Origin of the sequence: Streptomyces chattanoogensis, from assembly GCF_001294335.1 — a bacterium.
Classification (GTDB): Bacteria; Actinomycetota; Actinomycetes; order Streptomycetales; family Streptomycetaceae; genus Streptomyces; species Streptomyces chattanoogensis.
Window position 1 is genome coordinate 77612 of sequence record NZ_LGKG01000035.1, and the last position, 22912, is coordinate 100523.

Annotated in this window: 22 protein-coding genes; 15 read left to right on the forward strand and 7 right to left on the reverse strand. The window is 69.6% G+C overall.

From position 1 onward, the window contains the following. Positions 1-6: 6 nt before the first annotated feature. Positions 7-1344: an MATE family efflux transporter gene (locus ADL29_RS07135; protein ID WP_053922875.1), complete on the reverse strand. Its 1338-nt coding sequence runs from the start codon at positions 1342-1344 to the stop codon at positions 7-9. Between the two features lie 476 nt (positions 1345-1820). On the opposite strand from ADL29_RS07135, the gene dnaB reads away from it, so the two are divergent. Next, positions 1821-3281: a replicative DNA helicase gene (dnaB, locus tag ADL29_RS07140; RefSeq protein WP_053922923.1), complete on the forward strand. Its 1461-nt coding sequence runs from the start codon at positions 1821-1823 to the stop codon at positions 3279-3281. Positions 3282-3394: 113 nt separating this feature from the next. On the opposite strand, the gene ADL29_RS07145 is transcribed toward dnaB, so the two are convergent. Together ADL29_RS07145 and ADL29_RS07150 are read right to left on the reverse strand one after the other, a co-directional pair. Continuing rightward, complete coding sequence (locus ADL29_RS07145) at positions 3395-3829, reverse strand: hypothetical protein (protein WP_053922876.1); 435 nt, start codon at positions 3827-3829, stop codon at positions 3395-3397. A gap of 154 nt (positions 3830-3983) precedes the next feature. After that, the gene (locus tag ADL29_RS07150; protein ID WP_046927045.1) at positions 3984-4235 is read right to left on the reverse strand and encodes a hypothetical protein; all 252 of its coding nucleotides are present in this window, start codon (positions 4233-4235) and stop codon (positions 3984-3986) included. A gap of 257 nt (positions 4236-4492) precedes the next feature. On the opposite strand from ADL29_RS07150, the gene ADL29_RS07155 reads away from it, so the two are divergent. After that, positions 4493-5071, forward strand: coding sequence for a TetR/AcrR family transcriptional regulator (locus ADL29_RS07155; protein WP_053922877.1), 579 nt, complete (start codon positions 4493-4495; stop codon positions 5069-5071). Between the two features lie 76 nt (positions 5072-5147). Continuing rightward, positions 5148-5930 (forward strand): oxidoreductase, encoded by a 783-nt coding sequence (locus ADL29_RS07160; RefSeq protein WP_053922878.1) that lies wholly within the window; start codon positions 5148-5150, stop codon positions 5928-5930. A gap of 91 nt (positions 5931-6021) precedes the next feature. Here the strand turns inward: ADL29_RS07160 and ADL29_RS07165 are convergent, their stop codons facing one another. After that, entirely contained in the window at positions 6022-6888 is an 867-nt protein-coding gene (locus ADL29_RS07165) for a CPBP family intramembrane glutamic endopeptidase (RefSeq protein ID WP_053922879.1), read from the reverse strand. Between the two features lie 323 nt (positions 6889-7211). Here ADL29_RS07165 and ADL29_RS07170 point away from each other — a divergent pair, with 323 nt between their 5' ends. From ADL29_RS07170 to ADL29_RS07200, 7 genes are all read left to right on the forward strand, one after another. Beyond that, positions 7212-8459 carry a sensor histidine kinase gene (locus ADL29_RS07170; RefSeq protein WP_053922880.1) on the forward strand — a complete coding sequence of 416 codons (1248 nt, stop codon included), beginning with the start codon at positions 7212-7214 and terminating at the stop codon, positions 8457-8459. Continuing rightward, a complete protein-coding gene (locus ADL29_RS07175; RefSeq protein WP_078970813.1) occupies positions 8456-9181 on the forward strand; it encodes a response regulator transcription factor in 726 nt (241 codons plus the stop codon). The genes ADL29_RS07170 and ADL29_RS07175 overlap by 4 nt, the downstream gene beginning before the upstream one ends. A gap of 76 nt (positions 9182-9257) precedes the next feature. After that, on the forward strand, positions 9258-10487 hold the full coding sequence (locus tag ADL29_RS07180; RefSeq protein WP_053922881.1) for a MerR family DNA-binding transcriptional regulator: 1230 nt from the start codon (positions 9258-9260) through the stop codon (positions 10485-10487). 16 nt (positions 10488-10503) lie between these two features. Beyond that, complete coding sequence (locus ADL29_RS07185; protein ID WP_053922882.1) at positions 10504-11202, forward strand: hypothetical protein; 699 nt, start codon at positions 10504-10506, stop codon at positions 11200-11202. 110 nt (positions 11203-11312) lie between these two features. After that, positions 11313-12890 carry a serine hydrolase domain-containing protein gene (locus tag ADL29_RS07190; protein WP_078970814.1) on the forward strand — a complete coding sequence of 526 codons (1578 nt, stop codon included), beginning with the start codon at positions 11313-11315 and terminating at the stop codon, positions 12888-12890. Positions 12891-13023: 133 nt separating this feature from the next. Beyond that, the gene (locus tag ADL29_RS07195; protein WP_425424207.1) at positions 13024-14163 is read left to right on the forward strand and encodes a pyridoxal-phosphate-dependent aminotransferase family protein; all 1140 of its coding nucleotides are present in this window, start codon (positions 13024-13026) and stop codon (positions 14161-14163) included. Between the two features lie 313 nt (positions 14164-14476). Continuing rightward, positions 14477-15280: a TetR/AcrR family transcriptional regulator gene (locus tag ADL29_RS07200; RefSeq protein WP_078970815.1), complete on the forward strand. Its 804-nt coding sequence runs from the start codon at positions 14477-14479 to the stop codon at positions 15278-15280. A gap of 22 nt (positions 15281-15302) precedes the next feature. Here ADL29_RS07200 and ADL29_RS07205 read toward each other — a convergent pair whose 3' ends face one another. Then, entirely contained in the window at positions 15303-15755 is a 453-nt protein-coding gene (locus tag ADL29_RS07205) for a GNAT family N-acetyltransferase (protein ID WP_053922884.1), read from the reverse strand. Between the two features lie 46 nt (positions 15756-15801). Further along, positions 15802-16290: a MarR family winged helix-turn-helix transcriptional regulator gene (locus ADL29_RS07210; RefSeq protein WP_053922885.1), complete on the reverse strand. Its 489-nt coding sequence runs from the start codon at positions 16288-16290 to the stop codon at positions 15802-15804. 171 nt (positions 16291-16461) lie between these two features. On the opposite strand from ADL29_RS07210, the gene ADL29_RS07215 reads away from it, so the two are divergent. Beyond that, on the forward strand, positions 16462-17682 hold the full coding sequence (locus ADL29_RS07215; RefSeq protein ID WP_053922886.1) for an MFS transporter: 1221 nt from the start codon (positions 16462-16464) through the stop codon (positions 17680-17682). Between the two features lie 122 nt (positions 17683-17804). Further along, complete coding sequence (locus ADL29_RS07220) at positions 17805-18245, forward strand: GlcG/HbpS family heme-binding protein (RefSeq protein ID WP_053922887.1); 441 nt, start codon at positions 17805-17807, stop codon at positions 18243-18245. A 16-nt stretch (positions 18246-18261) separates the two neighbouring features. Here the strand turns inward: ADL29_RS07220 and ADL29_RS07225 are convergent, their stop codons facing one another. Continuing rightward, positions 18262-18768, reverse strand: coding sequence for a hypothetical protein (locus ADL29_RS07225; RefSeq protein WP_046931013.1), 507 nt, complete (start codon positions 18766-18768; stop codon positions 18262-18264). 206 nt (positions 18769-18974) lie between these two features. Here ADL29_RS07225 and ADL29_RS07230 point away from each other — a divergent pair, with 206 nt between their 5' ends. The 3 genes from ADL29_RS07230 (at position 18975) to ADL29_RS07240 (ending at position 22855) form a co-directional block, all read left to right on the forward strand. Continuing rightward, positions 18975-19610, forward strand: coding sequence for an HAD family hydrolase (locus ADL29_RS07230; protein ID WP_053922888.1), 636 nt, complete (start codon positions 18975-18977; stop codon positions 19608-19610). A 451-nt stretch (positions 19611-20061) separates the two neighbouring features. Next, positions 20062-21951, forward strand: a complete 1890-nt coding sequence (locus tag ADL29_RS07235) for a globin domain-containing protein (protein WP_053922889.1) — start codon at positions 20062-20064, stop codon at positions 21949-21951. An 88-nt stretch (positions 21952-22039) separates the two neighbouring features. After that, positions 22040-22855, forward strand: coding sequence for a pyridoxamine 5'-phosphate oxidase family protein (locus ADL29_RS07240; protein ID WP_078970822.1), 816 nt, complete (start codon positions 22040-22042; stop codon positions 22853-22855). Positions 22856-22912 lie beyond the last annotated feature (57 nt).

Here is a 22912-nt window from a genome sequence, read left to right on the forward strand (position 1 = left end):
GACAGTTCAGCGGGAGGCCCCGGTCACAATCCACCGGCCCGAGCGGGTACGGAGCCAGAGCGTCAGCATCCGCACGGTCATCATCAGGGCCATCGCCCACCACAGGGCGACCAGTCCCCCGCCGAGGGCGGGTACTGCCAGTGCCACCGGCGCGAAGAGAGCCAGCGTCACGACCATCGCCCCGGCGAGATAGCGGCCGTCGCCCGCGCCCATCAGAACGCCGTCGAGTATGAAGACGATGCCGGATACCGGCTGGGTGAGCGCCACGACCAGGAGCGTGGTGGTCAGGGGGCGGTGGACCGCAGGGTCGGCGGTGAAGAGCGGGATGAACAGGGGCCGGGCGAGCGCAACCAGCACGCCGAGGACCAGTCCGGAGGCGATGCCCCACTGGACCATGCGGCGGCAGGCGGCCCGGGCGCCGTCGCGGTCGCCCGCACCGAGGTAGCGCCCGATGATGGCCTGGCCCGCTATGGCTATCGCGTCCAGGGCGAAGGCCAGCAGCGACCAGAGCGTGAGCACGATCTGGTGGGCGGCTATCTCGGCGTCGCCGAGCCGGGCGGCGACGGCGGTGGCGATCATCAGGACCGCGCGCAGCGAGAGGGTCCGGACCAGCAGCGGGGCGCCGGCCTGTGCACAGGCGCGTATCCCCGCCGCATCGGGGCGCAGCGAGGCGCCGTTGCGCCGTGCGCCGCGGATCACGACGGTGAGGTACGCGGCGGCCATACCGCACTGGGCGAGAACCGTGCCCCAGGCGGAGCCCGCGATCCCGAGGCCGGCGCCGTAGACCAGGAGGGCGTTGAGCGCGGCGTTGGCGGAGAAGCCGCCGACGGCCACGTACAGCGGGGTCCTGGTGTCCTGGAGGCCGCGGAGCACACCGGTGGCGGCCAGCACGACGAGCATCGCGGGGATACCGAGGGCGCTGATGCGAAGGTAGGTGGTGGCGTACGGGGCGGCGGTACCGGATGCGCCGAGGGCTTCGACGAGCCAGGGAGCGGTGGGCAGCACGGCCGCGATGACCGCGGCGCCGAGGAGAAGGGCGAGCCAGATGCCGTCCATGCCCTGGCGGATGGCAGCGGAGAGATCGCCGGCGCCGACTCTGCGGGCGACCGCGGCGGTGGTGGCGTACGCGAGGAAGACGAAGACGGAGACGGCCGTGGTCAGCAGCGCGGCGGCGACGCCGAGACCGGCCAGCTGCGGGGTGCCGAGGTGGCCGACGACGGCGCTGTCGACCATGACGAAGAGCGGTTCCGCGACCAGTGAGCCGAAGGCAGGCAGGGCGAGTGCGATGATCTCGCGGTCATGGCGGCGGGGGGCGCGCCGTGGCGTCGCGGGAGCCTGTGTCATGCGGGCAATCTAATCTTCCACAGGTAAGAGATGCAATAGCCATGTGATCCTTACTTTCCGCTGTGCGGAGTCGTCGTCCACGCGCCGTTTGTCGTGATCTTGAACAGGTCGCCGAAGTTTTTCTCCCCCACAGCCTATGGATGAGGAACGTGCAGGTCAGCGGCGTGTGGTGGAGCTGATTGTGTGCTTGTCCACAGTAGTTTCCCCCGGCCCGTGCACAGGATCAGGGGACTTCTCCACAGCTGGAGGCCCGTCATCCACACGGCCTGTGGATAACCAGATTGGCGGACGGTGCCCGCGGGCCTACCGTGGTCCGGCACCCGCCGCCTGTTCCGGCCTGAGACATCGTCCGAACTCGACGCGCCGTAACCGGAGTCGGGCGTCTCGATTGTCAGAGCTGTGCCGTAAGAAAGAAGAGCACAGCAAGGTCCGCGTCGCGGACGGGAGGAGGTGCCGGGGTGAGCATGCCCGAGCCCATGGACGACCCCTGGGCGGACTCCGGTCCGAGCGACCGGCTGCCGGCGCCCCGCTCCCGTCACAGCGAAGGAAAGGGCCGCGGCCGCGGCGAACGCCAGGACCGCGGCGAGGATGACGGCGGCTCCTGGGCCGGCGGCTTCGAGCGGGTCCCCCCGCAGGATCTGGACGCGGAGCAGTCGGTGCTCGGCGGCATGCTGCTGTCGAAGGACGCCATCGCCGACGTCGTCGAGGTCCTCAAGGGCGAAGACTTCTACCGCCCTGCCCATGAGCTGGTCTTCCAGGCGATCCTCGATCTCTACGCCAAGGGCGAGCCGGCCGACCCGATCACCATCGCCGCGGAGCTGACCAAGCGCGGTGAGATCGGCCGGGTCGGCGGTGCCTCGTATCTGCACACGCTCGTGCAGTCCGTCCCGACGGCCGCGAACGCCGAGTACTACGCGGAGATCGTCCACGAGCGTGCCGTGCTGCGCCGGCTGGTCGAGGCCGGCACCCGTATCACGCAGATGGGATATGCCGCGGACGGCGATGTCGACGAGATCGTCAACAAGGCCCAGGCGGAGATCTACGCCGTCACCGAGCAGCGGACCAGCGAGGACTATCTGCCGCTCGGCGACATCATGGAAGGCGCCCTCGACGAGATCGAGGCGATCGGCTCACGCCAGGGCCAGATGACGGGTGTGCCCACCGGCTTCACCGATCTCGATTCCCTGACGAACGGCCTGCACCCGGGCCAGATGATCGTCATCGCGGCCCGTCCGGCCATGGGTAAGTCGACCCTCGCGCTGGACTTCGCGCGGGCCTGCTCGATCAAGAGCAATCTGCCGAGCGTGATCTTCTCGCTGGAAATGGGGCGCAACGAGATCGCGATGCGCCTGCTGTCCGCCGAGGCACGGGTGGCGCTGCATCACATGCGGTCCGGCAGCATGACGGACGAGGACTGGACGCGACTGGCCCGGCGGATGCCCGATGTCTCGGCCGCGCCGCTGTACATCGACGACTCGCCCAACCTGTCGATGATGGAGATCCGCGCCAAGTGCCGCCGGCTCAAGCAGCGCAACGAGCTGAAGCTGGTGGTCATCGACTATCTCCAGCTGATGCAGTCCGGCGGCTCCAAGCGGGCCGAGAGCCGCCAGCAGGAGGTCTCGGACATGTCGCGAAACCTCAAGCTGCTGGCGAAGGAGCTGGAGCTTCCGGTCATCGCGCTCTCGCAGCTCAACCGTGGCCCCGAGCAGCGTACGGACAAGAAGCCGATGGTCTCCGACCTGCGTGAATCCGGCTCGATCGAGCAGGACGCCGACATGGTCATCCTGCTGCACCGCGAGGACGCCTACGAGAAGGAATCCCCCCGCGCCGGTGAGGCCGACCTGATCGTGGCGAAGCATCGTAACGGTCCTACGGCGACGATCACCGTGGCGTTCCAGGGGCACTATTCGCGGTTTGTGGACATGGCGCAGACGTGAGGTGGGGGCCGTGGGGAGCCTCATTTTCCGGGTCCGGCCTCGGAACTCCACGGCCGGTGCGGGGGCTCACCTCACGTGGCGCAGCCTCGTTCGATCTTGGCGCTTGAGGGCGCCTAACGGCAATTGCAGGTGTCGGGGTGAGATGCCCAGGCCGGAGCAGTCTCGTCTCGGCTGGCGAGTGTGGTCGGGCGTTCCGGCTGTCCTCCTGGAAGCCTTCGGTACTTGAGGTTTTTGGGCGCTGACGCCGTGTTGGAGCAGTCCCCGGCCGGCCCGAGTTTCGCGATCTTGTTGTCCAGCAGGCTGACTTCGAGCCACACCAGGAGGTTCCGGGAGGCCGTCGAGCAGTGCTGCGTCTGCTTGAGGGAGTACCTGCCGTCCTTGCCGGTGTGGACGGACTGGCTCTTGTGGATGCAGATTCTGTTGCGCTGGGCGTCGCGGGTGCAGTCGTCCGAGGGGCCTCCGGCATACGCCTCGGCGGCACCGGCGAAGGTCACGGCGAGGCCGCTCAGGATCCCTGAGACGACTGCGATCTTCTTCCGGCTGAACATGTGCTGCCTTCCTTGTGATCGACGCCCGGGCGCTGTGCACGGTGAACCGGCCCACGCCCGGGCCTCGCAGAGGGTCGGAAACGGGTCTCGGTGTCCGGGCCTGCGGCTCGGACACCGAGACACCCATGTCCGTTACGTACGTGGCTGCAGGTGCTTACCAGCCGCCGCCGTTGCAGCCCATGCTCGAGCCGACGCCGCCGAACTGGCCGCCAGGGCCGCCCTCGCCGTTGAGGATGTTGCCCGCGATGCCGTTGGCGATCCCGACCTGGCCGAGGACGTCGACGTTCAGGTCGTGCGACCTGCACCAGTTGCCGCCATGCCCGGCGGCGGAGGCGGTGCCTGCGCCGAGGAAGCTGACGCTGCCGAGGACGGTGGCCACGACGGCCGCCTTGCGAAGCTTGCCCATTTCTCCTCCATTGGTTGACCCGATGCGATCTGTAACAGATCCACTTCGTACAGTTACGAGACGATAATATGAAAAATGCCGCATCGCTCATCGAGGCGGCCATCCGGGGTCTCGGGGCTGGTGGGGCGGGGTGTGTGACGCGCGGGGTGCGGCTTCGCGGTCTTGCGGGGCGAGGGTGGTGCGGCAGTGTCGAGGCGATTCGCGGGCGGAGTCGAGTTCTTGACCTATGGGTCCAGAAAGGTGATACAGTTCCGATCATGGGAAGGCCTAAGCAGTTCGATCCGGATGCTGCCGTCGATCAGGCCATGGAGGTGTTCTGGCGCAAGGGGTACGCCGCCACCACGCCGCAGGACCTCGTCGATGCGCTCGGCATCGGCAAGGGCAGTCTCTACAACGCCTTCGGCAGCAAGCGCGCCCTGTTCGAGAAGGCGCTCTGCCGCTACCGCGACAGCCAGGCGCTGGCTCTGATCGAGATGCTCGAGGAGAAAGGGCCGGTGAAGGACCGGTTGCGCAAGGCGTTGCGGTTTCTTGCCGAGACGGACCTTGCCGACCCGGACCGTCGCGGCTGCATGGCGGTGAACACCGCAGCGGAGCTTGCAGGCACGGACGAGGCTGCCGCCGACCTGGTCCGACGCATGTTCGACCGCACCGAAGGCGCCTTTCGGGTGCTGGTCGAGGAGGGGCAGCGTGCGGGAGAGATCGCGCCCGGTCGCGATGCTCACGCCATCGGGAGTCTGCTGCTGAACGCCGTCGTCGGTCTGCGGCTCATGGCTCGCATTGCCGAAGGGCCCGACCGTCTTTCCAGGGTGATCGACGCGACCGTCGACGTTCTCTGACCTGCCGGCGGGCGTGTGCCTCACCGGGGCCTTCATCTGTCCTGATTTTGTACCTACGGTTCAAGAGCGGAGAATCATGAAGCTCAACCTCGATTCCAAGACCGCTGTTGTCACCGGCGCCAGCCGGGGCATCGGACTGGCCACCGTCAGGATGCTGATCGACGAGGGCGTCCGCGTTGTCGGCGCTGCCCGCACGATCACCCCCGAACTCAAGGAATCCGGAGCCCTCCCGGTGTCGGCCGACCTCAGCACCGCTGAGGGAGGGGTCACTCTCATGGAGAGTGCCTTCGCGGAGCTGGGCGGCATCGACCTGCTGGTGAACAACGTCGGTGCCGGCGATGCCGTCGAGCCGGTCGGGTTCCTCGACACCGATGACGCGCAGTGGGAGAGCATCTTCGACCTCAACCTGCTCAGCGCGGTCCGCATCAGCCGAGCCGCGCTTCCCAGCCTGATCGAGCGCCGCGGCGCCATCGTCAACGTCTCGTCCATCAACTCCCGGCTCCCGGCTGTCGGCCCGGTCGCCTACAGCGCGGCCAAGGCGGCACTTACTTCGCTCGGCAAGTCCCTCGCAGAGGAGTTCGGGCCGCAGGGCGTACGCGTCAACACCGTCTCGCCCGGTGTGGTGCGCACCGCCATTTGGGAGGACCCCAACGGCTTCGGCGGCAAGGTCGCAGCGGGCGCCGGCGCTGAGCATGCGGCGTTCCTCCAGCAGATCCCGGACGCGTTCGCCATCACGACCGGGCGGATCGCCGAACCCCAGGAGGTGGCATCCCTGATCACATTCCTTCTCTCCGACGTGGCCGGCAACATCACCGGTGCGGACTATGTCATCGACGGCGGCACGGTCAAGACGGTCTGACACGAGGGCCCCGTGGCCGTACGGCTCGGAGAGTGACGAGCGCTCGGTCGCCAGGTGCCTCTGAGGCACCCCTCCTCGGCTGCTGGATGGGCTACGAGGAGCGGGTTGCGGCACGGGGCTCTGCGGCCGGCAGACCAGCGGAATTCGGGGGCATCCATTTCCGGCCGACGAGGAGCCATATGCTGATCGCGGCCATCGGAATGGTGGGAAGCAGTGTGGTGACGAGGGCGCCCAGGCCGCCTCCGGTGCCCAGCAATTGTCCGGTGAGCAGGAACAGGACCATATTGTTTCCGGCGTGGGCCAGGCTTGCGACCCAGATGCTTCCACTGCGTATGTACAGCCAGGCCAGAATCGATTCCTGGAAGAGGAAGGACAGGGTCCAGGAGGCCAGCCCGGATATCACGTTCGGGAATGCGACATAGCCGGTAAAGGCCAAAGGGTAGTGCCAGACCGCCCAGATGAGACTGGTGGCGATGACGGACGGTACCGTACGGCCGTCGTAGAGGCGCGGACGGAGATAGCTTGTCCAGCCGAATTCCTCGCCGCAGTACACCGGTGTGAGCACGGGGACCACCAGCATCAGAAGGGCCACCGTAACCCAACCGGGTATGCCGGGAACAAGGCTGCTCAGCGGGGAAAGATCCGGTCGCCACAGGCCCAGGAGGGCCGCCAGGCCGCCGGTGGCGCCGGCTGTCAGCAGGGGGCCGAGCCATGCTGCCAGGTAATAGGGCCAACCGTCCTTCAGCCGCAGACGCAGCCCGGCGTCGGCGAACCCTTCCCTGGTTGCCCAGCGGCGGACGATCAGCGCGGCAATAGCCGGCATGCAGCAATAGGGCAGTTGGAGTAGGGGGTTGAGCGCCGATAAGTCGAGGCCGAAGTGCGCGATCAGCAGCCATAGCCATGATCCCGCGAACGTGATGGTGAGGAATGTGGCGAGTCCTTTGTTTTTTGGCGACATGGGGTTCCCGATCGATAGCAGGACGGTTGATATCCGGCGCAGTTAATGTCTCTTGCCTTGCCTTGCCTTGCCTTGCCTTGCCTTGCCTTGTGTTGTGTTGGGTATGGGGTGTTGGGTGTCGATCGGCGATATCTGATTCGTTTTCCATAAGCTCGCACGAAGTGCTGTGTGCGCGCATCGCTACGGCGAGGGGTTTTCGGTACCCCCGGAATCGGGAGGCCGGTCTGGCTCTTTCGGGGGAGGATTACGGCACGGTCCGCTGCCATCATCGGACCGTGCGCAAAATGAATCGCCCACGCTTCGGCAGGGCAGCCAAGCAAGGTATGTCCGATTGGGTTCACGCGTTCCTCGGCGCGATGCTGGGCATGGTGCCGCTGGTGACTGCGCTGTTGTGCGCGCCGCGGGTGTGGCCGACGGGGCTGCGGATCGCGGGCTTCATGCTCGCGCTCGCGGTGGTGATCACGGCGATGGGCTGTCCTCGCGCGGTGCGCCGGGGATCTGTGCGGCTGGCGAATGGTCTGCTGGGGACCGAACTGCCCGCTCCGCTGGAGTCGGCGTCGGAGGAACCCTCCAGGGGCCTGTGGATCAACCGGCTGCGTACGGCGGGGTGGTTGGTGCCGCATATGGCGTTGGGCATGATGGTGACAGCGCTGAGCTGCCTGTTGCTGCTCAGCGCTGTCACCTTCGCCTCGGTATGGCTGGGCGGCGGAGGAGCCGTCGACGCCTTCGGGCAGACCCTCAGGGTGAACTCCGGGCTGCCAGGGCTGTGGGCAGTGGCTGCGGCCGCCGGATGTCTGGCGGTGGCGGTGGCGGTGTGCGCCGGTGCGGCCGCTGTCCTCCGGCTGCTCGCTCCGGTTTTCCTTGACCACACCCCGGCAGAGCGGCTGGCCGCCGTCGAGGAGCAGATGCGTCAGCTGGCCCAGCGCAATCGGCTGGCGCAGGAGTTGCACGACTCCATCGGCCACACCCTTACGGCGTCCACCATCCAGGCCGCCGTCGCGGGCGAGCTGATGGAGCGGGACCCGGACGCGGCGCGCCGGGCCCTGAGCAGCATCGAGGAGACTTCCCGGGCGGCGATGGACGACCTCGACCATGTGCTCGGCGTCCTGAGGGAGGGGCAATCGCCCCGGACACCGCAGCCGACGCTCGGCGATATCGGCCTCTTGGTGGAGAGGGTCCGAAGGGCCGGGGCCGAGGTGAGCGTCGAGACCGTCGGCGCGCTGGACCGGATACCGGCCACCGCCTCCCGGCAGGCGTACCGGATCGTCCAGGAGGGGCTGACCAATGCGCTGCGGCACGGCACGAAAACGGGCATCGCGTTGAATGTCACCGCCCAGGACGGCTGGCTGAGCGTGGAGCTCACCAACCCTGTTGACGCGGCGGCCGGTTGCTTCCGGCCGGGTGAGCGGCGCGGGCAGGGGAACGGCCTGGCGGGAATTGCGGAGCGGGTGCGACTGCTGCGCGGCGAGGTGTCCACCGGGGTGACGGAGAGTGAGGGCGGCGCGGGAGAGGAGCGGAGCGGCAAACGCTGGCGCCTCGCTGCACGGATTCCGCTACGGTCGGCGCCATGAGCACCGCGGGCACCGCGCAGAGCGCGCAGGCCGTCCTGGCCACACCGGATACGTCTCCGGACACGCCGGTGAGTGTGCTCATCGCCGACGACGAGGAGCTCACCCGTACCGGGCTTCGGGCCCTGCTGTCCGCCCAACCCGATGTGGACGTGGTGGGTGAGGCCGCCGATGGCGCAGAGGTGCTCCCCCTGGTCATGCGGCTGAGGCCCGATGTGGTGCTGATGGATGTGCGGATGCCTCAGGTGGACGGAATCGAGGCCACCCGGCGCGTGCGTGCCGAGCTGTCCGATCCGCCCAAGGTCGTCGTGATCACCACGTTCGAGAACGACGAATACGTCTACGACGCGCTCCAGGCCGGGGCGAGCGGGTTCGTCCTCAAGCGCGCCCCGGCGCGGCAGATCGCGCATGCCATCCGGCTGGTCGCCACCAGTGACTCCGTGCTGTTCCCCGAGGTGGTCCGGCGGCTGGCCACGAGCCGGCCGGTGCGCCGCGAAGCCGCGCGCAGGCTGGCCGCACTCACCCAGCGTGAGACCGACATTCTGCGGCGGATGGCGAAGGGTCTGACGAACCAGGAGATCTCCGCCGAGCTGATCGTGAGCCTGGAGACCGTGAAGACGCATGTGGGCAATGTGCTGGCCAAGCTCGGTGCCCACAACCGCACCCAGGCGGTCATCCTGGCGTATGAGGCGGGGCTGGTGGGGCCCGGGGTGAGCGGTCTGTAACTCGGCGCCGGTGAGGCGTCCCACTGGTGCCGAAGCCTTTGACCTTCAGGTTGGTTGAAGCCCGACAATCCCGCTCATGGACGAGGAAGAGCTGTTGGGCATCGGCGCGTTCGCGCGACGGGTGGGGCTGGCGCCGAGCGCGTTGCGTTTCTACGACGACTGCGGGGTGCTGCGGCCGGCCCTGGTGGATGAGGCGACGGGGTACCGGTACTACGGCGCGGGGCAGGCGCCCCGCGGAGTGCGGTTGCGACGCCTGCGGGCTGCGGGGTTGCCGTTGGTGGATGTTGCGGTGGTGCTGGACGGTCCGGAGGAAGCGGCGCGGGGCGTGCTGCGCGCGTATCTGGAGCGGACACGGCGTACGGCGGACGAGGCGCAGGCCGTGGTGGAGGGCTTTCTGCGGGAGGTGTCGGGGGACCCGGGCGGCCGAGGGGTGCGGGCCCGGGTCGACGGTGCCGAGCTCGCCGGTGCGGTACGGCAGGTGATGTCCGCTGCGGCAGTGGGTGCGGAGCGCGAGGAATTTCCGGTGTTGGGGTGTGTGCTGCTGGAACTCATCGACGGCGAGGTGCGGTTGGTGGCCACGGACCGCTATCGGCTGGCCGTAAGGGTGCTGCGGGCCACGGACTTCGAGGGCGGGCCGCGCAAGGCGCTGATCGAGGCGCAGGCAGCACAGGACCTGGCGGAGTGGGCCGTACGGCAGATGGCGGTCGAGGTGGAGTGCGGTGGCGTGGTGGGGGACACCGCGGATTCGACGTATGCGGGAGGTACGACGGATGCGGCAGGGTTTCGGCTTCGGGGAGCCGGTGGAGGCGAGCGCTGGGAGCCACCGCAGGAGAAGGGCCGTCGTCAGAAGTGGGAGCAGGGCAGGCACCCGGGCCCGGCTCCCGAGGAGTTCCCGGACTACCGGCTGATCCTGGAGGGGCTTGAGGCAGGGAGAGACCGGATCATCGCCGACCGGAACGGGCTGCGGGACGCGGTCGCCGGGCGGGGCGGTGTGGTGTCGCTCGTCATGAGCGCGGGGCAGGACGGCGAGCCTGAGCTCGAGGTGACGGGTGGGGAGCGGGAGCCCGTGCGGCTGCGAGCGGTGTTTCACGTGAAACATGGGACGGTTCCACGGATCGCCTTTGATCCGGCGGTCCTTGTGCCCGCGCTGGAGGCCGGGGTGGGGCCCGATGCGCTGCTGGAGATTGCCTCGGCGGACCGGCCCGTTGTGGTCCGGTCCGCTGACCAGGGAAGTTTTACGACGCTGGCGATGCCGGTGAGCGAGCGGTCCGGTGCCCGTACGCCTGCGGGTCGTGCCGATGGCTGACGGGGGGAGCAGGGGGATGGATCCGGAGCTGCCGGTGGTGCGGCTGTGTGTGGCGGGGATGCAGGCGGAGGCGGAGGGGCGGTCCGACGCCGCGTACGAACTCTTTCAGCAGGCCTGGGACGCGGCCGGAGACGACTACGAGGCGTGTATCGCAGCGCACTACCTCGCGCGCCACCAGACCTCGCCCGAGGAGACGCTCCGTTGGAACCAGGAGTGTCTGGACCGGGCCGACCGCGTGGCGGACGACCGGGTGCGGGGGTTCTATCCCTCGCTGTACCTGAATATGGGCCAGGCGTACCGGCAGTTGGGGCAACCGACCGTGGCGTACGGGTATTTCGTACGGGCCGCCGAGCGGGTGGATGAGCTGCCCGAGGGGCAGTACGGCGACTGGAACCGGTTCGCCATCGCGGAGGGACTGCGTGAGACGGCGTCGGAGGCATCGGCTGCCGGGACGGAAGGCGACGCCCCACCGGTGCGGCGGGTCCTCGATGAGGGCGTCGATGCGCGTATCCGCGAACTGCTGTCGCGATGGTGTGCACGCGCCGATCTGACAGCGCTGGGACTGACGCTTCCGGCCTATCTCGGTTACCTGGGGACGGACGGGGACCGGCTGCGGCTGCGGTCCGCGCTGCATATGGTGCACGCGGCGCGTCGGCTGCCGCAGGACGAGCAGACGGCGCTCGGTGCGGTGATCGGGGCCGCCGCACTGGGGTGACCACGCGGTGGAGGGCGCAAAAACCTCGCGTGCGGGGCGGTCGTCGGGAGAGGGTGATCCGCGGCGGGCCAAAGCCTGCCGACCAGCCGTATCGGCCGTTGAGGAGCACCATGACCACAGCTGCGTCCACCGCGTCAAAGAAGCCTGAGCCACAGAAGCCCAGGCCCCGGCAGACCGAGGGCGACGATGCCGCTGCCCAGGAGGCCGAGGCTCTGCCGGAGCCGCGTGCGGGCGAGCCGGGTTCGGCGGCCGGCCGGGCGGGAACGGTCGACACCGGTGACGCCTATGCCGAGCTGCTGCCGGAGACACGGCGGGCGCTGCTGTGCCGGCTGGCGGTCGGCCAGGCCGAGGGGCGGGCGCCGTCGATGATGGGCGCGGTCGTCCGCGCTGGCCGGGCGGTGTGGACGGGTGCCCGGACGTCGGTTCCGGGGGAGGTGCCACACGGCGATGTGCAGTACCGGATCGGCTCACTCACCAAGACCTTTGTCGCGGTGATGGTGCTGCGGCTGCGGGACGAAGGGGTGTTGGGACTGGAGGACCCGGTTGGCAGGCACCTGGAAGGGACGCCGGTGCCCGAGGCGACGATCGCTCAACTACTGGCGCACACCTCTGGGTTGGCGGCAGAAGCACGAGGGCCGTGGTGGGAGCGCACCTCGGGACACCTGCGTCCCGAGCCGGCCGATCTCTTCGGTGAGCGGCCGCAGCGCCTCCCGGCCGGCCGCCGCCATCACTACTCCAACCCCGGCTACGCCCTGCTCGGCGCGCTCGTCGAACGGCTGCGGGACGGTGCGCCGTGGGACGAGATCCTGCGCCGCGAAGTACTGGAACCACTCGGCATGGCGCGTACGACGATGCGGCCCGAGATGCCGCACGCGGGCGGCTGGGCGGTGCACCCCTGGGCCGATGCGCTGCTGCCCGAACCGGCCCAGGACACCGGGCTGATGGGCCCGGCGGGCCAGCTGTGGTCCACGCTGGAGGATCTGTGCCGGTGGGCGGCGTTCCTGCTGCGGGGCGATGAGAGGGTGCTGAGCGCCTCGAGCGTGGCCGAGATGCGGGCCCCGGCGGTGCCGCCGGAGGGCGACGACGGGGCGGCGGGCTATGGCCTGGGACTGCAGCTCGTACGGACGGATCCGCGGCGGGCGGTCGGAGGCGAAGGCGCAGCGGGCGGGCGTCGGCTGGCCGGGCACACCGGCTCCATGCCGGGCTTTCTGGCGGCTCTGTGGGTGGATGCCGAGGAGGACCTCGCCGGGATCGCGCTGGCCAACTGCACGTCGGGGCCCGCAGTCGGGGGGATTGCGGCCGACCTCCTGGAGATCGTGGCCAACCGTGAGCCGAGGATTCCGGAGCCATGGCGTCCGGCGGCCGACCCGCTCGACAAGGAACTGCTGGCGCTGACCGGGCCGTGGTACTGGGGCGCGCGACCGTTCGTACTGCGGCTGAAGGCGGAGCGTGGGCTGGAACTGACACCGCTGTACGGTGCCGGGCGCGGTTCGCGATTCCGGCCGGAGGCGGACGGCAGTTGGACCGGTCTCGACGGCTACTACGTGGGCGAGACGCTGCGGGCGGTACACGCGGAGGACGGATCGGTAAGCCATCTGGACCTGGGGACCTTTGTCTTTACCCGCGGCCCGTACGAGCCCGCCGGGCCGGTGCCGGGCGGCATCGATGCGGAGGGCTGGCGGGTCTGAGGCACGCGGCGGGCCCGGCAGGGGCCCAAGGCCCGTACGGCGGTGGTGCAGCGGCCGGACGTACAGTCGAACGAGACGTCAGGAGCCGCCTGGACCGGGCGGCTCGCTACCGCTGGAAGGCCTTGTGACTGCCGTGTCTGACCCGACCGCGAACCCCGCTGCCCCGGATCTGCTCGACCTGCCGCCGCTCACCGCCGCACACTTCGCGCGGATCGAGGACAAGGTCGCCGCGCTGATGGGCACCCGCTGCGATGTGGTGGCGATGCAGGGCGAGGCGCTGCTGCCGCTGGAGGCCTGCATCCGCTCGGCCGTACGGCCCGGCAGCACCGCGCTCAACATCATCACCGGCCCGTACGGCGAGACCTTCGGCGGCTGGCTGCGCTCCTGCGGCGCCGAGGTCATCACCCTCACCGCGCCGTTCACCGGTGCGGTGAGCCCCCAGCAGGTGGCGGATGCGCTGCGGGAGCACCCCGAGATCGATTTTGTGAGCCTGGTGCACGCCGAGGCGGCGACCGGCAACACCAATCCGGTCGCCGAGATCGGTGCGGTGGTGCGCCGGCACGGGGCACTGCTGATGCTCGACGCGGTCGCCTCGGTCGGCGCCGAGCCGCTGCTCACCGATGAGTGGGGCGTGGACCTGTGTGTGATCGGCGGACAGAAGGCGCTGGCCGGACCGGCCGGGGTATCGGTGGCATCGGTCAGCGCCCGTGCCTGGGAGCGGATCGTGGCCAACGAGCAGGCACCGCGGCGCTCGTACCTCTCGCTGCGGGACTGGAAGGAGCGCTGGATCGACGGCGGCCGCACCGCCCTGCCGCATGCTCCGGCGCAGCTGGAGATGCTCGCCCTGGAGCAGGCGGTGGACCGTATCGCGGCCGAGGGGCTGGATGCGGTCATCGCGCGGCACCGGGCGGCGGCCGCGGCGGTACGGGCCGGTGTGCAGGCGCTGGGCGGCCCGGTGCCCTATGTGATCCGGGACGAGGACGCGGCGCCTGCCGCGACCACGCTGCGCGCACCGCAGGGCGTGGATGCCCGCGAGGTGGTGTCGGCAGCGCTTGCCGCCGATGGCTCGGTGCCGGTGCAGGCCGCCGCGGGTGCGCTGGCCAAGGAGATGATCCGGGTGAACCACTACGGCCGCGCCGCGGACCGGGGCGTGGTGCTGGCCTCTTTGGCGGCGCTGGCCGTCGGCCTGCGGGCGCTGGGCACGGAGGTCGACGAGGCCGCAGCAGCCGGGGCGGCGGGCACGGCATGGGATGAGGCAGTGGCCGCGCGGTGAGGGAGCCCGGGCGTTGCTGACGTTGGCTTGAGGACGGCGCAGGCCATGGGGTGGGTCCTGTTTCACGTGAAACGGGGTCCACCCTTTGCATACGGGTCCACACCTTGTACATGGGGCGTGTTTCACGTGAAACCGAGGGTTTCACGTGAAACACGCCCTCTTTGCGTGGGAGGCCCTGTCGTCGGCCCCCGGCGTGCCCCGGCGAGGCCCTCCGGCCCCCCTCTCAGCCCTCCCATAGAATCGGAACGAACGGCCCGGTTGGAATTCCGGGCGGGCTCGGCGATGGATCCGGGCGCTTCCAGGAGGCTTACGGATGGCGGACAACGGGTCGGCTCCCTCGCGCGCGGACGCCCGGCGCAATCGGGCACTGGTGCTCCAGGCGGCCCGATCCGCCTTCGAGGAACAGGGGTTGGGCGTACCGCTCGGCGAGATCGCGCGGCGGGCCGGCGTGGGGGCCGGGACGGTGTACCGCCATTTCCCTTCCAAAGAAGCCCTGTTCAGGGCATCGGTCGTGGACCGGATACAACTTTTCACGGACACCGCAAGGGACTTGGCCGATGCCGAGGACGCGGGAGGGGTGTTCTTTCGCTTCCTCTCCTCGGTGGTACGGCTCGCCGCGCAGAACAATGCGCTGTGCGATGCGCTGGAGGCGTCGGGCGAGACGGGTGAGGAGATGATGCCGGGCCCCGAGCGGGACTTCGCGGAAGCCCTCGGTGTGCTGCTGATGCGTGCCCAACACGCAGGCGCTGTAAGGCCAGACGTTGATTTGGGCGATGTCCGTGCGGTGTTGGTCGGGTGTATGTCGATGGAGCGGCGACGGTCCGGTGCGGGGGGTGCGGCGGGGGCGCCGGGCCGGATGACGGTGCTGATGTGCGACGGTCTGCGCGCAAGCCGAACCGTAACGAAACTGCCGACGGAGGCACCCGGCCGTAACGAAACCCGGTGCGAGGTGTGTGACGGGCCGGTCGCGGCGGCGCGTACCGGCCGGCCTGCGCGCTACTGCGGCGCCGCTTGCCGGCAGAAGGCGCACCGGGCACGGGAGCGCGCCCGCCGGGTCCCACAGGCGTCGGCCGGGACCGAAAGTGCCCGCCTGGAGGAAAGCGCCTGGCGCGCGTGACGGCCCGATGCGCCTGACGGCCTCAGAGCACGCGCTTGAAGCCCAGGTGAGAGGCCTCGAAACCGAGGCGCTCGTAGAAGCGGTGGGCGTCGACACGGGTCGCGTCGGAGGTGAGCTGGACCAGCGCGCAGCCGAGTACCCGGGATTCCGTGATCGCCCATTCGATGAGCTGAGTGCCCAGACCGCCGCCGCGCTCATCGGCGTGGACCCGTACGCCTTCGATGAGCGAGCGGGACGCGCCGCGGCGGGAGAGGCCGGGGATGACGGTGAGCTGGAGGGTGCCGACCGTACGGCCCTCGCGGACCGCGACGACCAGGTGCTGCTGTGGATCGGCGGCGATCGCCTCGTACGCGGCACGGTACGGCGGCAGGTCGTCCGGCGACTCACGGGTGGCGCCCAGGGGGTCGTCGGCCAGCATGGCGACGATGGCGGGCAGATCGGCCTCGGTCGCGCGGCGTATCTCGATATCGCTCATGTGCCGGACCCTACGCGCGACCGGGAGCCCTGGCCCCGCATCCGCGCTAAGCCGACGGCGCCAGCGTCTCCACGGCTGTGACCAGCGGCGCCAGCTCGGGGCGCTTCGCGGCGTCCTGCAGGGCGTCGCGCAGCGCGCTGTCGTGTGTCGGCCGGGCCTCTTCGAGGAGGGCGAGGCCGTCCGGAGTGACGTTGGTGTAGATGCCGCGCCGGTCGTCCGGGCAGAGATAGCGCTCCAGCAGCCCGCGCTCCTCGAGCCGGGTGACCAGCCGGGTGGTGGCGCTCTGGCTGAGCACCACGGCGTCGGCGACCTGGTGCATCCGCAGATGGCCGCCCGGTCCGCTGTGCTGCTCGCTGAGCACGTTGATGACAGAGAACTCACGGACGCTGAGGTCGTGCTTGGCCTGGAGCGCGCGCTCGATGTGCGACTCGATCCGGCCGTGCAGGGCGGAGAGCGCGCACCAGCCCTGGGCGAGCCCACGGCCGGGCGCCCCTGAGGCTGCTGCCTGCGGCGTCTCATGCGTCTGCTGCGTCATCGGAGACCTCCTCATGGGTCGTACGAACCAGGATAGGACACTTCCGAAATAGCCCGCGCTTGCAAGTAATGCGCGTCTGCAATTATTGTGGACGCTCGTTAGCGACGGACGCAATGAACGTCGCACAGGAACGACGCAATCCACGGACGCAATCTTTCGAAGGGATCCGTCATGCCTCTCGCACTCCTGGCGCTCGCCATCGGCGCCTTCGGGATCGGAACGACCGAGTTCGCGGTCATGGGCCTGCTGCCCGACATGGCGGACGGCTTCGGCGTCTCCATCCCGCTCGCCGGATACGCGACCACCCTCTACGCCATGGGCGTGGTGGTCGGGGCGCCGTTGATGACAGCGCTCGGCACGCGGTTCACCCGCAAGCAGATGCTGACGCTGCTGATGGGCCTGTTCATCGTGGGCAACCTGCTCACCGGCCTCGCACCGAACTTCGGTCTCATGCTGGCCGGGCGGATCGTCGCCGCCTTCACCCACGGCGCGTTCTTCGGCATCGGCGCCCTGGTGGCCGCCGACCTCGTCGCGCCCCACAAGCGCGCCACCGCCATCTCGCTGATGTTCAGCGGTCTCACGGTTGCCAATGTCGTGGGCGTTCCGGCGGGCACCCTGCTCGGCCAGCAGTTCGGCTGGCGGACGACGTTCTACGCCATCACCGCGCTCGGCGTGCTCGCCCTGCTGGGCGTCGTCAAGCTCGTCCCCGCGCAGCGGGCGAAGGCCGCCGCACGCATCGGCAGTGAGCTCGCGGTCTTCCGCAACCCCCAGGTCGGGCTCGCGATGCTGATGACGGTCCTCGGCTTCGGCGGCGTCTTCGCGGCCGTCACCTACCTCGCCTCGATGATGACCGAGGTCGCCGGCTTCGCACCGTCCTCCGTCATCTGGCTGACGGCTGTCTTCGGGCTCGGCATGGTCGGCGGCAACCTGATTTCCGGCCGCTTCACCGACCGCGCCATGATGCCGATGCTCTACGTGGCCCTGGGCGGTCTTGCGCTGGCGCTCGCCGCGTTCGCCTTCACCGCGCACAACAAGGCCGGCGCCACCCTCACCATCGCGCTGATCGGCTTCTTCGGCTTCGCGACCGTACCGCCGCTGCAGAAGCGGGTGATGGATCAGGCCGCCTCCGCCCCCACGCTCGCCTCGGCGGGCAATATCGCCGCCTTCAACTTCGGCAACGCGCTGGCCTCCTGGCTCGGCGGGCTCGTCATCTCGGCCGGACTCGGCTACGCCGCGCCCAACTGGGTCGGCGCGCTGATGACCGTCGCGGCGCTCGGTGTGGCGGTCTTCGCCTCCGCGCTGGAGCGGCGTACGGGGCGCCGTGGCCAGGTGGTGGCCGGCGGCGGGCCCGCCACGGTTGCCGATCAGCCGGTGGCCAACCAGGCGGCGTAGTGGGCGAAAACCTCCCAAGCCGCCTGATATCTGGGAGTCCCACACCCCGTTCGCCTCCCCCCCCGCAACCCATCAATCGCACGACCCCCCTCGCGCACACCCCCTCAAGGAGCACCACCCCCATGACCACCACCTCCGCCCCCACCCCCACCGTCCGCCCCCTGACCACCTGTGACGCCGAGGCGCTCATCGAGGCCGCCGTACGGGCAGCCGAGGGTCTCGGCGTACGGGGCAGCGTCACCGTGCTGGACGCGGGCGGCCACCTTCTCGGCTTCCGGCGCGATGACCAGGCCGTGCTGATCTCCGGGGAGACCAGCACCCGCAAGGCGTACACCGCGCTCCAGCTGGACGCGCCGACCGCCGACCTCGTCGATCTCGTACGGCCCGACGGGCTTTTCCACACGCTGCCCACCGCGCTGGACCGGCCGCTGCTCTTCATCGCCGGCGGGGTGCCGCTCCACCGGGACGGCCGGCTGATCGGCGCGATCGGCTTCGGCGGCGGCGCCCCGGAGCAGGACCACCGGATCGCCGCCACGGCGACGGCCGGGGCAGAGCTCGCCTGAGGGCGATGAGGCTCCACTAGGCCGACTGTGCCCGGCGGCGCAGTCGGCTGCCGCGTTTGGTGCGGCCCCAGGGCTTGAGCACGGACACCGCGGTGATGAAGAAGTACGTGGCGGTGGCGACGGCCGGTGCGATGAGGAGGCCGATGTCGGGTGCCGGTGTGCCCGCGGCGGCCTGTGCCGCCAGGCGATCGATGCCCGGCCGCAGTGAGAAGACCGACAGCAGCACGGTGACGAGGGTGAGCCAGAACTTCACGTAGACCCAGCGGTGGCGGGCCAGTCCCCATGCCGTACCGAGGGACAGCACCAGCCCGCTGACCAGCGCAATCAGCGCCACCGGGAGGACCAGCCAGTCAGCAAAGATCTTCATTGCCCGGTAGGCGACCGCCGCCGTATCGGGGGAGGCGGCGGTGTAACCCGTGATGCTCAGGGCGAGCAGCCCGAGCGTGAGCCCGAGCCAGCCGACGGAGACGGCGACATGGACGACAAGGACGGCCCGGCGGGCGGGGCGGCTGAGCTGAGGCATACGTCCCACGGTGGCGGGCGGCGCCGCGGCATACATCTGACGGCGGGAGTATCCGCGCGTACGCGGCCTTGAGTACGGGGGCGCGCACGGCGTTTGCGTACGGAGGGCGTGCGCAGCGCACCCCGCCGGAGCGAAGGGATGCCCCGACGAACTCCCGGCGTACTCCCGAGGCACTCCCGATGTGCGCCCGACGTACCCTCCGACGCATGACCAAGCTGCATCTGTTCGACATGGACGGAACCCTGCTGTACGGGTCCGCCGCCGCCGTCGAGATCTCCCGGCAGCTCGGGCTGGGCCGGGAGATGGCCGAGTTGGAGCGCGGCTTCGCCGCGGGCGAGCTGACACCGGCACGGTTCGCGCAGCTGGCGGCCGATCTGTGGGCCGCCGAGCTGACCGAATCTCATCTCGAGGCGGCGTTCGACAACGCACCCTGGCTGGCCGGGATCCGGGAGGTCTGGGCGGACATCCGTTCACATGGCGAACGGTGCGCGGTGATTTCCCTGTCCCCGGACTTCTTCGTCGAACGGCTGCTGCCCTGGGGCGCCGATGCGGCACATGGTTCGCGCTGGCCCGTGGTGCCGATCCGGCAGCCGGTGGAGCCGGCCGGCATTCTCACCTCGGCGGCGAAGGTGCGGATCGCGGATGAACTCTGTGTGCAGTACGGGCTGACCCGCGCCGACTGTGTGGCGTACGGCGACTCGATGTCGGACACCGACCTGTTCGCTGCGGTTCCGGCGTCGGTGGCCGTGAATGCGGACCACCATGTCCGTGACGTCGCCTCATATGCCTATGTGGGGCGTGATCTGCGTGAGGCGTACGAACTGGTGCGTACTCGCGGGTAATTCTGATCTTTCTACGGCGGCATTCGTCCAGGATATGTGCGGAAAACGCGCTCTGTGGGGAGTGTCACTGTTATCGAAGGGGGCGCGCTGAGTGCTCCCAGATCAGGGCTTGTGGTTTCAACCGGTGCCGGTATGGTCGAGTCCGGCTTGGCGGGGGTGAGGGCTTCCGCGAGCGCGCTCAGGGGCGAGCAAGTCCGCCAGGCTACCGGTGAAGCGGGTGCGACGACCGAACTTCCGGCTGTTTGTCCGATGTGCCGAGCCGGGATGGCATGCTGCTGAGTCGGCATCCGAGTTGATTGCTGCGAGGAAGTGAAAGTTGTCCGCTTTGGGGGGTGTTGCCGGAATAGCTTGAGTGGATTAAGAATTCCGGGGCAGGGCGGGGGGAATTCCGGGCAGTTCCGATCAACGGAAGTGCGAAGACGACCGAAAGACGTTCGAGGCGAGGCAGACCATGGACGCTCCGACCACCACATCGGCCGATAGCGGCTCTTCTGGCGGCAGCAGTGGCGATTGGGGTTGGTTCACTCCGCCGTCGAAAAAGTCTCCCGACGAGCAGCGGGACCAGCACCGAGGTCAGGACGGCCGAAGCGATCAGGGCGATCCACGTGGTCAGGGCGGTGCCCGTGGCCAGGAGGAGCAGGTCCGGGAACAGGACGGCCGGGAACGGATACCCAGCCGGCCGGTCAGTCCGATCAGACCCGTAGGCACGGCCGCCGAGCGTGAGCGCGTACCGGAGCCGCGGCCGGAGTCACAGCCGCATCAGGATCCCCAGCAGCTCTGGGGGTCTCATCCGTTTGGGGATCCCCAGCCGCGCCCGGATCCCCAGCCGCGCCAGGAGGCTCGCCCCAGGCAGGAGCCTCGCCCCCACCAGCAACCTCGCCCGCCCGAGGAGACCCGGCCGCGCCGGGAGCCCGAGCCCGTACACCAATCGGTGCGCGCCACGGGGGTAGCCGGCGGCCCCGTGCCCACGACGGCACCGGACGCCCAGCCCGCCCCCCGCCCCTTCTTCACTCCCCCCGAGCGCCAGGCGGAACGCCAGCCGGAGCGACAGGCCGAGCGTCAGGCGGAACGACAAGCAGCACCCCAGCCGGAGCGTCCGACAGGGCCCCGGCCCGAGCGTGAGACCGTCGTGCGCCATCCCGTAGCCGCGGAGCCCACCCTGGAGGCAGTGGAAGCAGCCGCCTCCAGTGCCCCGCCCGCCTCCCCCGACGCGATTCTCATCCGTCGCACCATGGCGGAGATCGAGCCGGTCGCCGACAAGGTGACCTCGTACTTCTACGCGCTGCTCTTCGTCCAGCACCCCGATCTGCGGGCGCTGTTCCCCGCGTCGATGGACACCCAGCGCGACCGGCTGTTCAAGGCGCTGCTCACCGCCGCCAAGCATGTCGACGACGCCGACATCCTCACCGAGTACCTCTCCCACCTCGGCCGCGGCCACCGTAAATACGGCACCATGCCCGACCACTACCCCGCAGTCGGCGAATGCCTGCTCAGCGCGCTCTCCCGGTATGCGACGTCCAGTTGGAGCAAGGAGACGGAGGAGGCCTGGGTACGTGCGTACACCGCGATCTCGCAGATCATGATCGACGCGGCCGCCGAGAACGAGGCGGTCGCCCCCGCCTGGTGGCAGGCCGAGATCGTCTCGCACGAGCTGCGGACGCCGGACATCGCGGTGGTGACGGTCCGCCCCGACCAGCCGTACCCGTTCCTTGCCGGCCAGTACACCAGTCTGGAAACCCCCTGGTGGCCGCGGGTCTGGCGGCACTACTCCTTCGCCTCGGCGCCGCGTTCGGACGGCCTGCTCTCGTTCCATGTGAAGGCGGTCCCGGCGGGCTGGGTCTCCAATGCGATGGTGCACCGCGCCCGCCCAGGTGACGTCATCCGCCTCGGTGCCCCGTCCGGCTCGATGACCGTCGACCACGCCACCCGCAACGGCCTGCTGTGCGTGGGCGGAGGTACCGGCATCGCGCCCATCAAGGCGCTGGTCGAGGATGTCGCCCAGCACGGCATCCGCCGCCCCGTCGATGTCTTCTACGGCGCCCGCAGCGATCACGACCTCTACGACATCGACACCATGCTGCGCCTCGAGCAGGAACACCCCTGGCTCTCGGTCCGCCCGGTGGTCGCCAACGGGCCGACGGGTCGCGGCGGGGCGAGCAGCGTGACCGGCCAACTACCCGACGCAGTACGTCAATACGGCCCATTCCGGGAATACGACGCCTATCTCTCCGGTCCGCCCGGACTGATCCGCAGCGGTGTGGACGCGTTGGTGGGGGTCGGCATCCCGGCCGACCGCATACGGCATGACTCCATAGAAGAGCTGGTCTCGGCAGGAGATTGAGGTCTTGGCAGTACAGGGTGATTTCGGTCGTACGGGGGGCGAACGGGGCATGCGCGGACAGCGCCCGGGGAGCGATGGCGAGCACTTGGTGCAGCAGAGACTCGGCACGACCCGGCGCGCCGACCGTTTCTACGACGACCAGGTTCTGGACCACCTCAACGTCCGGATGCGGGAGTTCGTGGCCCGGCAGGAGATGTTCTTCCTGGCCACGGCCGACCGGCACGGCGAATGCGACTCCTCCTTCCGCGCCGGTCCGCCCGGATTCGTCCAGGTGCTGGGGGAGCGGATGCTGGCCTACCCGGAGTACCGGGGCAATGGCGTCATGGCGTCCATCGGCAACCTCTCGGAGAACCCGCGGCTCGGCATTCTGATGATCGACTTCACCAGGGACCGCATCGGGCTGCACGTCAACGGCCGGGCCCGGGTGGTGCTGGACGAGGAGATGCGGGCCGACCGGCCCGATCTGCCGGTCGACCCGATACCCGGGCGGCGGGCGCAGCTGTGGGTGACGGTCGAGGTCGAAGAGGCGTACATCCACTGCGCCAAGCACATTCCGCATCTGCAGAAGGTCCCGGCACGCGAGCGCGGTGCGCGCGCCTGGGGTACGGACGACGTCAAGCGCAAGGGCGGCGACTTCTTCGGCGCCGCGGCGGAGGCGGCGGATCGCGCGCCTTTCCAGCGTACGGAGCGCAAGAACGAGGACCTGTGGGACGGGCTGGACGAGGAGACGCACGACCCGCACGGCGCCTATGGATCCGACGTGCGGCCGGCTGCGCCCATGCGGCGCAGTTTTGCGGAGCAGCTGAACGGGGAATTCCTCGACCGTGTCGAGCAGGTCCTCGCGCGGGCCCAGCCGCGGCGTCCGGTGGAGGAGGAGCCGGAGTTCCGAGGATGGTTCGTCTGAGGCATGCGCTTTGGCTGGTTCGCCGATGGCGAGAGAGTGAGCGGCCGACCGGAAGAT